The organism is Paracholeplasma morum (genome assembly GCF_016907055.1).
GTDB classification, from domain to species: domain Bacteria; phylum Bacillota_I; class Bacilli_A; order Acholeplasmatales; family UBA5453; genus Paracholeplasma; species Paracholeplasma morum.
In genome coordinates, this window is record NZ_JAFBBG010000003.1 from 44,474 (window position 1) to 59,565 (window position 15,092).

A 15,092-nucleotide genomic window follows, 5' to 3' on the forward strand; every position below is an offset into this window, starting at 1 on the left:
TTTTGAGATTCTTAAGAAAGTTATTATTAAAAGTATTACTCGTTTTACTCGTATTGACTAGCATTTTTGTTGTGTTGCCATTAGTACTGTTTCATAAGTCGGTATCCAGTCCAAAAGATGACTATGTTTCTACCCATGAACAAGTATTCTATCAATCATTAGATAACTCGATTCAAGGGCTCATAACGGATACTAACCAAGATACCATTGATATCGTTGTTTTTGAATCCTTCTTAAATAGAGCTATCCAAAAAGAACTATCTAAAGATAACCCTAAGTTCTTAAATGAGACCTATAAAGATGATCTCGAATATCGCTATATGAAGGTGTTTTCTGATAGAATAGGCTTAAAAGGCGTTTGGACAGAATTAAGCGATGATTCCTTAAAAGTTACCGTTGGTGTAGATGCGATTGTTACCAACAACATAACCTATCAAACAGCAGTTGTGATGGATTTAGGGGTTAAACTGAATGAGTCCAATCAATATCAATTGTCCATCGATAAAATCAAAGTTGGCAAGCTAGGGTTACCACTTGGATTCGGTGTTAAAGTGACGAATTTTATTCTTGATAAACTTCAAGGTAAGACACTAGATTCGTTCATTAAAGACTCGTTGCCTTTTGGAGATTTTGATTCTAGTACACGCACCTATCGTGTTGGAGAAGATGAATTAACAGATTATCTATATGAGATTGATCCAACCTTCTCAGCACTATTAAAAGTGATTTATAAAGAAGAATTATTAACCATGGATTTCTCAGACAATGGATTTGAAATTCATCTAAATATGGGTAAGTTTAGAAGATTAATCACGGATTATGACCCAGTGACATTTAATAAACTTGAAACCGAAGGAGACAAGGCAGCCCTTATGAGCGATATTGCGACAGCGGCTGCAGTCGACGCAGTATTAAATCCTCTAGACCCAAAAATCACGTTAGATGAACAACAGTTAAACCAAATCTTAGACTATCAACTTAAAGAAAAAGTCTCTTTCGAGTATCCAATTAAGTATAAATTAAATGGTGTAACCAAAGAGTATCTTTTTAAGAGTTCTGTTTTATTTATTAAGATGATAGGCGATGAACTATCGGTTCATCTCTTAATGACCCTTAGTGAAAAAGATCAAACTGAAGCCTTTGAAATGCAGTTCAATTTGACAACGACTGTTGACATGAATGCCAATGGGGATATGGTTCTGACCATCCTGAGTTCGAACATTGGAGAAGTTACACTAGACACAGTAACATTGAAATCGATGATTGATATCTTCGATTCCAATTTAATGAGTGGTAATACTCTTGTGATTCCAAAAGAAAAACTTAATGAGATGTTCCAAGGTGCTAGTTTATCTTTCGATGATGCTTATGTAGAATCAGGTAAACTCAACTTACATTTCGGATTAGAATAATATATTATGCCAACATTGTCTAAAATGTTGGCATTTTATTATATGTAAAGGATTACAAACTTGTTATGAAAGCGGTTATAAAGTATAATAGTTGAGTGAGAAATGAGGGTTATAGATGATTCCATCGTTTGAAAAACGTGTCAGGGCTTTTGCGATTGACACATCAGGAGCTATGATACTAGTAATATTAGCGATTCCAATGCGTTCTACCTTTGAAGGTTTATTAGGTAGTATCATTACATACACCATGATTTTGGGTGGGTTTATTGGGTTTTACTTTTTACCTTACTTTTTTTCTAGTGGACAAAGCTTCGGAAAAAGGGTTCAAAAAATTAAGATTGTGGATTTAAACGGAAATGACTTACCGTTATGGAAGGTATTACTGAGAGAATTATTCAAAGTGGGGTTATCTGTAATTACTGCTGGAATCTATATGGTGATTTCTTTTTTCATCATGAGTGAAAAAACAAGCAGAACCATTCACGACTATATTTTTAAAACAAAAATGATTGATTTGGAAGTTAAAGTAAGAGGTAAAGATGATTACTTTGGTACATCCGAATCGCTTAGAAAGAAGGGGCTCTAATGAAGAAAATTAGTTATTTATTACTCATAGTACTTTTAGTGCTTTCGGGCTGTAAGCCAAAAGCACAAGAGGACTTTAAGAAATATAATCCACAAAATGATGTGTATTATGAAATCTTTGTCCGTTCATTTGCAGATAGCGATGGGGATGGCATAGGCGATTTAAATGGCGTAACCGAAAACTTAGACTATCTAGATGACCTTGGCGTATCAGGTATTTGGTTAATGCCAATCAATAAGACAAATAGCTATCATGGGTATGATATTCTAGACTACTACGATATTAATCCAGACTATGGCACAATGAATGATTTTGAAACCTTAGTAAAAGAAGCTGATAAAAGAGACATTAAAATTATGATAGATTTAGTTATTAATCATACGTCTGATAGACATCCTTGGTACCTTGAAGCTTCCAAAGGGGTTACCAATCCATACCGTGATTATTATGTATTTAATAACGGGGCTGCTTATAGTTCATTCGTTGGCGGCATGGTAGATTTAAACTTAGGTAATGATAAAGTGAAAGAAGAAATCAAGGACATATTTGATTTCTATTTAGATAAGGGCGTTAAAGGTTTTAGACTGGATGCAGCTAAACACTTCTTTGATAATCCAGGTGAATTAACCCCAACCATTAAGAATACAGCATTCATGCTTGAAATGAATAGCTATATTAAAGAAAAAGCACCAGACACATTTATGGTTGCAGAAGTATTTGAGTATGCTTATCAATTCAACTTGGATTACTATCTTGGGGCAGATTCTATCCTAGATTTTAGTATTGCACAAATCATACAAAACCGTATTGGTGGAGGCACATCTGCCTATATGCTTACCAGTTCCTTAGATAAAATATTTGATGCGTATAGAGGCATAGATCCTGAGTTCGTAGCCTCTCCGTTCATTACCAATCATGACCTAGATAGAATCGCAAACATGCCTGGTTTTAGTGGGCCAAATGGTCTTATCAAAATGAAACAAGCCGCAAGTGTATTACTTACTCTACCAGGGTCACCGTTTATTTATTACGGGGATGAACTAGGGATGAAAGGCGCTCGTTATGAAGGGACTAATATTCCTGGATATGGTGTAGTTTACGATGAATACAGACGTTCACCATTCTTATGGGGTGAAGCTGCTAAAAATACTACTTGGTTACCTAGTGATGGGTCAAACGATGAAGTAGAGGCACTAAAAGACCAAAAAGAGGATGAAAACTCGTTATATAACCACTATAAGACGTTGATCAATCTTAGACAAAAAACACCTGCTTTAGCATTTGGTAACTACTTTGAAGTATGGAACGATACAAGTGGATTTATTCAAGGCTATGTTAGATATTATGAAAAAGACAACTACAAACAAGCCGTTTTAGTGGTTCATAATTTAGGCGTTAACGATACGACAATTGACATTGATGCGAAAAAAGTATTGTTTGGTTCGTTAACATTAAGAGCAAATGAAACTGGTATATACGAACTTAAGGATTTGGATGGTGCAATCGATGTTTCTAGGTAGGTACTTAAAAGCATCCTTTAAGTTTAATGAACTATTAACACACTTTAATGAAAGCATACTTAAGTTACTGATTTATTTCTTATTTCTATCACTTGTATATTTAATTCCTATGAACTTACTCATTATGAGTGAAGATGGATTTAGAATAGACTTCATTCATCAAGATTTTATTACTGAAACCCCAAGTTGGAACTTACCTAGTGGATGTAAGATTGAATTCAATGACTTTCACTGTAGTACTGATCTAAAGATTACCGAAACCCATCAAGATGTTACGTATATTTTCAATGGGACTAAATCAGATGTAGATAAAAACCAAAAACAAGTCATATTCACCAAAGATGCGATCATCTATTCAAATGGTGAAGGTGCAAGCATGACTTCAAAAGGGTATAAGGGGTTTCAGTATACGGATTTTGATTCGATTAATCTATTAAGTAATGATGAAAGAACTGAGGCTTACTTAGCGTTTGCGAATAATGTAGAATCCTCATTCAGCGATTATATCGTTTTTTATTCAATCTTAACCAATGTTGCAGTAAACGTATTTATTCAGTTTGTATTCATCTTATTATTAGCACTTGTACTTCAACTCTTTAGATTTGGTTATCAAAGCTTCCCGGGCTATATAGACGGGTTAAAGTTTGTGATTCTATCGATGGGGTTACCAGTAACAATAGGCTTGGTGGTTGGTTTATTTGAACCAGCATTCGGGTCTGTATTCTTCCAATTATCCATGGGGTTAACCGTGATGATTGTAATGCTTAAATACGGTAAAACATCTCTTAAATAAATCATTAAAGGTATGCCTAATGCATACCTTTTTTATAAAAAAAGAAGTTCTCCACGAGGAAGAACTTCAGTTGAGTTATTAAGGTTTTACCAGTGTGCCTTTTGCAAGTCCTGGTTTATCAGCAGATACATTAATTGAGTAAGTCATTGTCCCAACCAATAGATCGTTTGAATAAAGGTTAATCGTTAATGTACCTTTAGTTTGACGCATGTCTGCTGCATATTTATTATATAGTTGGCTAGCTACTGAGTTTGCGATTTCTTTGATTGCTGAATCACTTAAGTCAGTTTCTGTCATCTTAACATCTGCGCTGATTGTATCGTATAAATAGATTTCATTTTCAATCGTGACAGGGAGTGGCTCACCAGGTTTTGCCTGACAAGCTACTAAAAATACTGAAAGCAATAAAGCGAATAGAAGTAGTGTTTTTTTCATGTTAGATGCCTCCTAAATCAACATCATAGCGATTGCCAGTGACTTGTAAGAAGTAAGTGTAGTAGGTTACTTTGCCGAATGATTCTTTAACGGATACTGTAACGCTATAGAGTCCTGGTGTCTTCGTGCTATGGAAATTAGAATAATGAATTTCTGCTGATTTATCGTTGACTGTAACGTTAGATGCTGGGTTAAAGCGTTGTCCCTTACGAATGGTCACAAGCTCTTTTTTGATGGTAACTGGATTAGTTTCTTCAACCAAAATCATTGTTGTGTTTGAAGGTACAAATGCTACACCAGATACAACTTCAAGACCGTTCGCGTTGCTTTGTTCGAGGTTCGTTAAGATCTTGTATGATTTTCCTTCTGTAAGGTTTATTTGAACCATTCCTAAAGCTGGTTTTTGACTGTGAACAACGATGATTTCAGGGTTAGTAGCGTCACCTGCAAGTTTGAATGCGATGACACTATTGCCTTTATCTGTTTCGATGAAAGATAATTTTTCTATAATATCTGTTGAACTGGTCAATCTGAAGCTTTGATAGTCTTTTCTAATTTGAATTAAGTCTTTATAGTATTCGAATACATTGACATAACTTGCTTTACGGTCCCAGCGAAGTTGGTTAACTGAATCTGGAGATTCATAAGAGTTATGGTCATATCCACCGCCAGATTTAGGTTTACTACGCATAAACTCTGAGCCGGCATGAATGAAAGGAATACCTTGGCTTGTTAAGATGATTGCGTTAGCTTGAACTTGAAGCAATTCTGCTTGTTGAACAGACACGTTTGTTAAACGAAGTTTGTCATATAAAGTGTTGTTGTCATGAGCAGATACATAGTTGATGGTTCTATGTGGTTCTAAGTGCCATTCAGATACGCTAGTTAATCCTAAGTCAACACCGCCACCAATACCATATTTGATGCCTTGTACGTTATAGTCGGAAGTATTACCTTGTACCCAACCACCTTCGGAAGCTTCGAATACAGAGCCTTTTACAGCATCTCTAGTAACGTCATTGAATGCACCAACTTCTGGCATATTCTTGATGTTGTTTTTATCTGCTTTTAAGGATGCGCTTAGTGGAGATCCGCCTGCGTCCCATGGTTCTCCATATACAACAATGGTTGGATCGATCTCTTTAAGCATCGCTTTAATTTCGTTCATTGTTTCATAATCATGTAGAGCCATTAAGTCAAATCTAAATCCTGATAAGTTATACTCAGTTGCCCAGAATTTGACTGAGTCAACCATGAATTTACGCATCATTGGTCTTTCAGAAGCTGTTTCGTTGCCGGTTCCCGAACCATTGTAGAATCCACCAGATTCATTGGTTCTATGATAATAACCAGGAATAATCTTATTGAAGTTTGAACCATCAGATTCACCAGTATGGTTATAAACTACGTCCATAATCACGCGTAGATCTTTATTATGTAGAGCCATGACTGCTGTTTTAAACTCAGTTATTCTTGCATAGCCATCAAAAGGGTTAGTTGAATAAGAACCTTCAAGGGTATTGAAGTGATACGGCATATAGCCCCAGTTGAATGTATTGTTATATGAAGGATTGTTTGCGATTTGAACTTCATCAATATAACCGAAGTCAAAGATTGGAAGAAGTTGAACGGCGTTAACACCCAACTCTGCAATGTGGTCAAGTCCAGTAGTTACTGTAGTACCTCTAGTTGTGTATCTAGTACCTGTTTCACTAAGACCCATGAACTTACCTCTATAGTCGTTTGTACCTGTCCAAGACGAATGACTTGTTAGGTCTCTGACATGAAGTTCATAGACGATATAATCTGTGAAGTTCTTGATCGTTTGAGGACGTGTATTGTAGGCCCATCCTGTTGGATTGGAGGTTTCAAAGTTAACAACCAGTCCTCTTTGTCCATTTGCCCCAGTTGAGTAGGCGTATGGGTCTGTAACTTCACTGGTGATTCCACTGTTAGTGACACTGAAAGTATAATACTTACCAGATAGGTCTCCATCCAGTTTAGCTTCCCATGCACCATTTTCAATTTTGGTCATAGTTACTTTATTGTAAGGAGTTTGTTCTAAGGAAACGACTCCTTGGTTATTATAGTTTGAATGGTTTTGATTGTATAGGTTTAATGAAACACTTTCAGATAAGGGTGCCCATAATCTAAAAATTGTTTTTCCTGATTCAAAACTAACACCGAGTGTCCCCTCATAAGTGTATGCATTTTTAAATGATTCTGTATCATATAATTTCTCAAGAGAAACGACTTTTGTTTGAGGTGTAGAACCCTCAAAGAAAACATGAAGTGTGTATTTTTTAGAAATGTCTGCACTTGGAATTGTGATACTCAATGTTTTTGAGTCAGCAGTACCAGTTTTGATTTTGGTATCATTTTCGTATAATTCATATCCACCTGTTGGAATATGAGTTAATGAAGCAGTGATTGTTGTAGAGTTTGAAAACATTGCAGTAAGAATTCTTGGGCGATAGTCTGGTTTGTTTGCAGCTAAGTCCGCTTCTGAAATCCCGATGTTTAGATCCTTTTCAACGATATATGCGTGATACTTTCCGCCGATGACTTGTGCTTTGGACAAGTCAATATATCGGTCACCACCTGGTTCACGGTAGCCCGACCAGTCCATTCCATACTTTACGATGATTCCAAGAGTAGTAGCAGTATCAAAGTCTGTTGCTAAATCTACTTCAAAGAAAACACCATATTCATCGACATTATTGGTATCAAATTTGAAATCCTTACCACCTTTAGAAGTTGGTAAGTATTCCCACATATGGAATGCATAGTTCGAATAATTTCCGTCATATCTTAAGTAGTGGACTACTAGTGTATCGGATTCACGACTGGCATTAACTATGTTTGATAATCCAAATGTTGAGAATAGTAACAAAATGAGTAAAAATATTTTTTTCATTAAAACACCTCTTTCATAAACACTATATCATGTTTTTCTAAACTAAACCTTGGTTTATGATAGCGATTACAAAAAGAAACCGTTTGCACATGCACACATTTTCTAAAGCGTTTACATTTTTTCACATAATATGATATGATTCAACTAGAAGGATGATTACATTCTTAAAAAATTAGGAGGAAAAAATGAAGAAAGTACTAACAGCCTTAATTATGTTTGTTGCAGCACTGTCTGTATTCAGTTTAAAAGCTGATGCTGCTGACGAAAAAGGTAACTTAGTCATTCACTACCATTCTTGGAGCGAAGACTATACTGAATTAGGAAGCCATGCATGGGGAGGGACAGCGGTTCCCAAGGTTTATGATGGTATCGATGAGTTCGGTGCTTATTGGAACTATAATGATGTTCCAGTAGGAACTGAAGTTGGATTTATCGCTGTTGTATGGCCAGGCGGAGCAGGACCTGACTGGAACATGAAGAAAACTGGGGACGTCATGATTTCTCCAAACGCTGTTAAAGCCGGTAAAACTACTCACGTGTATGTTTTCGAAGGCGCAGCATCTACTAAAGATGGCGATAAAGGTGTAGATGGAGAACGTCAAGCTTTTGTTGCAGATCCTGACAAGAAGAACATGTTAGTTGTTTACTATGATCCAACTGGCAATTATGAAAAAACTATTGGTATGCATTTCTGGGACGGTTTTTATAATGGTGAAGTAACTTCTCCAGCTTGGGGAACACCAGTTCCATTTGAAACTGCAGGAAAATATGCCGGAGAATTTGAAGTTAAAGCAATTATGTTAACTTCTTCAGGCGATAAGGGCGGCGGATTAATTTACGACGGTACAAACAAGAAAACAGGAGATATTGTACTAGACTCTGCTACAGTAGCAGGCGGAACTGATATCGCCTATGTAGTTGGTGTTGGTACAAACGAAAGCTCCACTAACGTATATAGAGATTTCGAAGAGTTCTCAGCAGCTGCATTCGCATTTGGTTTAGTTAAATTTGACAGCGCGAAGATGATTGGTACATATGCAACATCACCATCAAACATCGTTGTTAAAACTAGCCAACCTGTTGAAAATCCATATAAGAAAGCTCAAACTAAACTAGAAAAAGCAATTGCAGATGCAACTGTTAAGAGCTGGTTCACAGTTAGAGAAGATATGGGTGAAGGTAAATTAGGTACACCACTTATTATTGATCGTGTAGACTATGCACAATCAAACGATACAATTTCTGACTTCGTTATCGTATTAAGAGATGGTAGTACACTAGACATGTCTAAAGATTATGTTGTTGAATTTGATCTTGGTATTGTATTGCCTACAGAAAAATTAGCAGCTAAAAAAGAAGTGGAAGTAAGATTAGTTCTTACAGTTCCTGAAAATACTCCAGTTGATGCAGTTATTTCAGCAGCAGGCGCGTTCAATGGTTGGACTCCAGGTGCTGAAGGTTATACAGTTAGCAAGATTGGTGATAAATTCGTTCTTTCATTCGTTGTTGAAGTAGATGAAGCAATCACTACTTTTGAATACAAATGGACTAGAGGAGAATGGGCAAGCGCTGAGTTTATTGAAGAAAACCGTAAATTAGTCATACTAAATACTCAAGACTTCGTTACATTTGAGGATGAAGTATTGATTTGGGAAGATTTAAAAGCTGAAGCAGATGAAAAATATGCTGCTCCTAATAGAGCAATCAAAGAAAACTTAAGTGCATCAATCGCTATCGACATCGATAACGAAGCACCAGTATTCACATTCTTAACTGCTGCAATCGCTGGTAAACCAGCTGCACAAAGAATTATTGAAGTTGCATGGGGAAAACCATTCGACCAAAACTTATTCCCAAGTTATAGAGTCACAGATAATAGAGATGGCGATTTAACAACTGCAGTATATGTACCAAAAGGTGCAAACTCAGTTATTAATACAAGCGTAGTCGGCGATTACACTATCATGCTACAAGTTGAAGACAAATGGGGCAACGTTGCTCAAGAAACATTCATCTTCAGAGTAGTGAAGAAATAAGGAGGCCGAAAATTATGAAAAAATTATTATTAGTAGCATTCTTACTTCTAAGCGTAGTTACATTAGCCGCTTGCGGTAAAAAAACTGTAACAAACGAAGGAACAACAATTGACTTCGGTGATATTTTCGTTAAGAAATCTAAGATCCGTGTTTGGATCGACGATGAACAAGGCGATTATATGAAAGCTGTTATTGCTGAATTCAATAAAAAATATCCAAACATCATTGTTGAACACCAACATATGGGTGCTGTTGATGCACGTGAAAGACTAAAAACTTTCGGTCCTTCTGGTAACGGTGCGGACGTATTCCAATTCCCACATGACCACTTAGCACAAGCGGTTCTAGAAGACTTAGTATATGCATTACCACAATCAACAAAAGATTTATTAAATGCAAGAGCACATGAACTTGGTCTATCTATTGCAACTGTTGCATACGATGAACAAGCTAAATCATTTGACCCTGCATCACCGAACTCAGTTGAAAGAGTTTATGCAGTACCAATGTCAGTTGAATCAGTAGGTCTATTCTATAACAAAGATTTAGTAGCTACTCCTGCAACAACAATGGAAGCAATCCTTACAGCTGGCGCTGCATGGAATGCTGAAGAAGTTGGATCAGCTGGTCTTACAAGAGCTGAACAAGGCTTATACTATTTCAACACATCTAGCCACTGGGCAGATGCATATTTCATGCAACCATTCTTATCAGCATTTGATTTCACACCATTTGGTGAAAAATTAAATGACCCATCAGCAGTTGGGTTTGCAGACACTGTCGATGCATTAAAGTTCTTCGTTGAAGACTTAAAACCGGTTGTTGCTGGTACTGCGGGCGTTAAAGACACTAAGGGTGGCGAAAACTTTGAAAAAGGTTTAGTTCCTTACATCATCGCTGGGCCTTGGATGCATGAAACTTATCAAAAAGCTAACTTAAACTATGGTGTTGCACAAATGCCTACTTTAAATGGTAAAGAAATGAAAACTTTCGCTGGTGCTATGATGGCCGCAGTTTACAAGTATTCAGATAATGTTTCCGATGCAATCAAGTTTGTTGAGTTCTTAAATAGTGATATTGCTATGCAACTTCAATATGAATACAAGACAAAACTTCCTGCATTAAAAGAATCTCTACTTTCTGGTGTTCCAGGTGTATTAGAAGACTCAAGAATGACATCTATGTCAGACCAACTTAAGACTTCACATCCAATGCCAACAATTCCACAAGTAACTTACTACTGGGCTCCTGCTGAAACAATGATCACAGAAGTATGGAACGCTGGTAAAGCATATGCTGAAGCTGCAGCAGCTGCAGAAACTTCATATGTAACATTAAGAGATCTATCAGCAAACTAATTTAATATAACTTTAAAACAGATGATGGCGGCTACTGAGCCGCCCTCATTTAGTTTTATATGGAGGTACAGATGAAAGTTATAAGCATATTAAAAGCAATTGCATCTGGAATTATTTGGGGGTTAGGACAATTACTAAACGGACAGTTTATTAAAGCCTTAATTCTTTTTCTTGTTTTCAGCCTTTTTATTGGTATTGAGTTAGGAACAAGTCACTATAATGTAGAAACAAGTGCATACGATAAATTGCCAGGTGACGATTTTGGAGACACTTGGGTATCAGGTCAGTTCGTAACTAAATACAACGATTTAGTCTTTAGAAATGAAATACAACCATATACTGATTTTGAAAACTATGTAACTGAAATCGGCGGATATGATAATTTAACCGAAATGGCTCTAATCGAATTTATTGCTAGAGACTTGGTTAAAAATAACCCAGCATCATATAAAGATATTAATAATCCAAATGTACTAATCAAAGCTGAGGATTTCGAAAACCCTGAGCAAAATGTTGAAATAGATAGATCAAGAACTATCTATAAAGACGAAGATGGCATTTACTATTTAGAAAGAAACAAAACACTTGAAGATGGTACAAGTACAAAAGAATATGTAAAAGTTCATTTTATAACCAATGTCGTCGATGAATCTGTTATTTTAGATTCATTAGAAGGTTTAACTGTATTTAGAAAAACGGGAGAAATATACAGACTAAATGGAATCCCTTATCTTAAAGTAATTGATAATGATTCAAATAAATATGTTAATCTTTATGATTTTACTATCGGGACATTACCATCTACACCAACGAAAGTTAATGTAGTCGGTCCTTTATATTTGAACAATAATAATGTCTACGAATACTATCAACCAGGCCTTATCTATCTTGGTGAGTATTTACAATATCAACCAACTCAATTCACGACTGCAGTAAGAGCTGCGTTAAGAGATGGTATTTACGCAAATCCTGCCAACAGAAGAGATTCAAATGACTTTACACGATTTATGTTAAAAGTGTATTTACATATGAATCCTGAAACAAAAGCAAGTTTCGAGGATAACTATGATTATTTCTTCTATGATAAAGCTGGTATTTTCATTAAAGGGTATTGGTCGGTTTTAACTCTTGGTGTAGCCAAGAAAGTTGAATTTAGCCAATACAACTCATTAGAATCTGCCTTAGTTGGTGGACCTACAGCAGCTTATAGTTTATCCACTTATGTAACACCGCTAGGATCTGTTCCATTAAAGGGGCATATCTCAACGATTTTAATGTTACAAGGATTGATCGCAATCATCTTATCATTGTTTTTTATGATATTCATGGTTTGGTCAATTAGAGATGCTTACATTGTTGCTGAACAAAAACGATTGAAAAAAGAAGTTACAAAACAAGGTAAATATTTCAAAGAAGTCTATGAAAACTTCTTTGAATACATTATTTTATCGCCTGCGATGTTTGTATTAGCATTTATTTCCATTATGCCAATTACATTCGGATTTATCATGGCGTTCACATCTATTTCTGGTCCTACTTCAATGATTGAGACGTTCGACTGGATTGGACTTAAGAATTTCATTGCATTATTTGATTTCTCAAGTGGATTTGGCGCATCATTTGGACAAGCTTTCTGGCGTGTTCTAGGATGGACCTTCATTTGGGCTATTCTATCTACATTTACAGTATTCTTTGGAGGATTCCTCCAAGCATTAATCTTGAACAGCGAAAAAGTTGTGTTTAGAAAACTATGGCGTACAATTATGATTTTACCTTGGGCTATCCCAGCGTTATTATCACAAATGGTATTCTCAGTTATGTTTAAAGACAATGGATTTGTCAATACCTTCCTAAGGGATATTGGTATTTATGAAATCCTAACAAACTTAGGTATGCTTGGTAAAGAAGGTAAATACCTAGAAGGATTCCAAAGATTAATATATTTAGGTAAAGATAACATTCAATGGTTTAGTAATCCATTTAACCCAACATTTGTAAGAGCTACACTTGTTGTTGTTAATATTTGGTTAGGGTTCCCATACTTTATGGCTCTAATGACCGGGATTATGACGGCAATTGATAAGACTTTATATGAAGCAGCAGATATCGATGGTGCAACAGGCATTCAAAAGATCACTAAGATTACGATGCCTCTGGTATTGTATTCGACAGCACCAATTTTAATTATGACATTCTCAGGAAACTTTAATAACTTCGGGGTAATTTACTTTATCACCCAAGGTGGACCGAATGCGGGTAACTTCTCGCGGGGGTTTGCTGGTGATACGGATATCTTGATTTCCTGGATGTATAAGTTAACCGTAGATGAATCCATCTATAACATGGCATCGGTATTCTCAGTGCTAATATTCTTATTCGTAGGTTCGATTTCGGCGTGGAACCTATCAAGAACGAAAGCATTCCAGGAGGACTAATCTATGACTCTATACTTATTTCTGATTGGATTCTTAGTCATTCTATCTCTTTTAGTTCAGCAAAGTGTTGCGAACGAAATCGCCGTTAAAAAGGGACATGAATCCTATAAAAACAGATTATTTGGTCTAATCCCAGTTTATGGAATTAGACGTGTATTGAAAATGAATAACTTAATTGGAACATCTCAAACTGCAATTGATTATTCATATGATCCAAGAATGTTATTAAAACGCACCCTAATTTATGCGGGACTCTTAATCGGAGCAACCATCATTATTGCCCCATTATCAGTGTTAGGTTATCTATCTTTCAAGAATAACCTTCTACAATCCTTGATAACGATTTATGTTGTGTTGCTAATTGTGTTTAGTTATCACTCACTAGTAGTAGATATTGCGAAAGCTAAAGGCTATGAACATCTTTTAGTACACTTAATTACACTCGTACCTTTCTATGGATTAATCTATACCTTAACGCGTCTTCCAAAAGGCCATTTAAGGGCTACCTTTATGAGGAAAGAACAACCAAACATTGTTCAGTATCTCATGCTTTCATTAATTATTGTATTGTTGATACTACCAACTAGTGGGTTAGTATTCTATCTATGGGTTGTTCCTAAGAAACGTAACGTTTCAAACTCAGCAATCTTAAGCAATTTCGGATTAGGAAACATCCTATCTAGATTATTAGTTTATGCTGAAATTACGCTTGTATCTGTCATTGTATTAGTGCCAGTTATCTATATTTTCGGGTTAGCATTCTCTAATATCTCATCTGCAGTTCCAAGTACAATTTGGCCTGAAAAACCAACGTTTGCCGCATTATTCTACCTATTTGAAGAAACTAAGTTCTTAAAATGGTATGTAAATACATTATCAATCGCTCTTGTAAATATGTTTGTTGGTACAATCTTAATTACAGGTGCAGCTTATGTATTTGCTAGATTCAGCTTTAAAGGTAAAAAAGCTGGGTTATTAACCATCTTAGTTCTACAAGCATTCCCTTCATTTATGGGATTAATTGCGATGTATGTACTGTTCTGGACCTTTAACTTACTAGGTAAACCTTTAGCTCTATCGATTTTATATATCGGTGGTTCGATTCCAGGCAACCTATGGTTAATTAAAGGGTTCTTAACTCAAATTCCAAAAGACTTGGACGAATCCGCAATGATCGATGGTGCGAATAAACTTCAAATATTCTTTAAGATTATTCTGCCATTATCTGTACCAATCTTAACATTCGTTGCCGTATCTATGTTTATGGGACCATGGATGGATTATATGTTACCGGGGTATCTTCTAAACTATTATCCTAAGAACGCTGGTCCAAACTATGATGTTACACAACAGTGGACATTGGCAGTCGGATTATTTAAGTTTATTAATGACCCACAATATATGCACTATAGCGCATTCGCTATGGGGGCGTTATTTGTCGGTATACCAATTACAGTCCTTTACATGGTATTCCAAAAATACCTTATCGAAGGAATTATGGCTGGTGCAACAAAAGGGTAAGAAATTACCCTTTTTCTTTTCTTTAAATGTATCCGTTTAATGGTGGGTACATCGGTTCGGATAGGAAGCCCCCACTTCC

10 protein-coding genes are annotated in these 15,092 nt (G+C 36.0%); 8 read left to right on the plus strand and 2 right to left on the minus strand.

Annotated elements, in window-relative coordinates:
* The first annotated feature begins 2 nt into the window (after positions 1–2).
* From JN09_RS02370 to JN09_RS02385, 4 genes are all read left to right on the plus strand, one after another.
* Positions 3–1,412, plus strand: coding sequence for a hypothetical protein (locus JN09_RS02370; protein WP_204432256.1), 1,410 nt, complete (start codon positions 3–5; stop codon positions 1,410–1,412).
* 115 nt (positions 1,413–1,527) lie between these two features.
* Positions 1,528–1,998 carry an RDD family protein gene (locus JN09_RS02375; protein WP_204432258.1) on the plus strand — a complete coding sequence of 157 codons (471 nt, stop codon included), beginning with the start codon at positions 1,528–1,530 and terminating at the stop codon, positions 1,996–1,998.
* Positions 1,998–3,518, plus strand: a complete 1,521-nt coding sequence (locus JN09_RS02380; protein WP_204432264.1) for an alpha-amylase family glycosyl hydrolase — start codon at positions 1,998–2,000, stop codon at positions 3,516–3,518. The genes JN09_RS02375 and JN09_RS02380 overlap by 1 nt, the downstream gene beginning before the upstream one ends.
* Positions 3,493–4,311, plus strand: a complete 819-nt coding sequence (locus JN09_RS02385; protein WP_204432265.1) for a DUF1189 family protein — start codon at positions 3,493–3,495, stop codon at positions 4,309–4,311. Before JN09_RS02380 ends, JN09_RS02385 begins: the two co-directional genes overlap by 26 nt.
* 78 nt (positions 4,312–4,389) lie before the next feature.
* Here JN09_RS02385 and JN09_RS02390 read toward each other — a convergent pair whose 3' ends face one another.
* Together JN09_RS02390 and pulA are read right to left on the minus strand one after the other, a co-directional pair.
* Positions 4,390–4,746 (minus strand): hypothetical protein, encoded by a 357-nt coding sequence (locus JN09_RS02390; protein WP_204432266.1) that lies wholly within the window; start codon positions 4,744–4,746, stop codon positions 4,390–4,392.
* A 1-nt stretch (position 4,747) separates the two neighbouring features.
* Positions 4,748–7,663, minus strand: coding sequence for a type I pullulanase (pulA, locus tag JN09_RS02395; protein ID WP_204432271.1), 2,916 nt, complete (start codon positions 7,661–7,663; stop codon positions 4,748–4,750).
* 185 nt (positions 7,664–7,848) lie between these two features.
* Here pulA and JN09_RS02400 point away from each other — a divergent pair, with 185 nt between their 5' ends.
* The 4 genes from JN09_RS02400 to JN09_RS02415 all read left to right on the plus strand — a co-directional run bounded on the left by JN09_RS02400 (position 7,849) and on the right by JN09_RS02415 (position 15,013).
* Complete coding sequence (locus JN09_RS02400; protein ID WP_204432273.1) at positions 7,849–9,699, plus strand: pullulanase-associated domain-containing protein; 1,851 nt, start codon at positions 7,849–7,851, stop codon at positions 9,697–9,699.
* Between the two features lie 14 nt (positions 9,700–9,713).
* The gene (locus JN09_RS02405) at positions 9,714–11,057 is read left to right on the plus strand and encodes an extracellular solute-binding protein (protein WP_204432275.1); all 1,344 of its coding nucleotides are present in this window, start codon (positions 9,714–9,716) and stop codon (positions 11,055–11,057) included.
* A 71-nt stretch (positions 11,058–11,128) separates the two neighbouring features.
* Positions 11,129–13,492 carry a carbohydrate ABC transporter permease gene (locus tag JN09_RS02410; RefSeq protein ID WP_204432276.1) on the plus strand — a complete coding sequence of 788 codons (2,364 nt, stop codon included), beginning with the start codon at positions 11,129–11,131 and terminating at the stop codon, positions 13,490–13,492.
* 3 nt (positions 13,493–13,495) lie between these two features.
* Positions 13,496–15,013, plus strand: coding sequence for a sugar ABC transporter permease (locus JN09_RS02415; RefSeq protein ID WP_204432278.1), 1,518 nt, complete (start codon positions 13,496–13,498; stop codon positions 15,011–15,013).
* Positions 15,014–15,092: the final 79 nt, after the last annotated feature.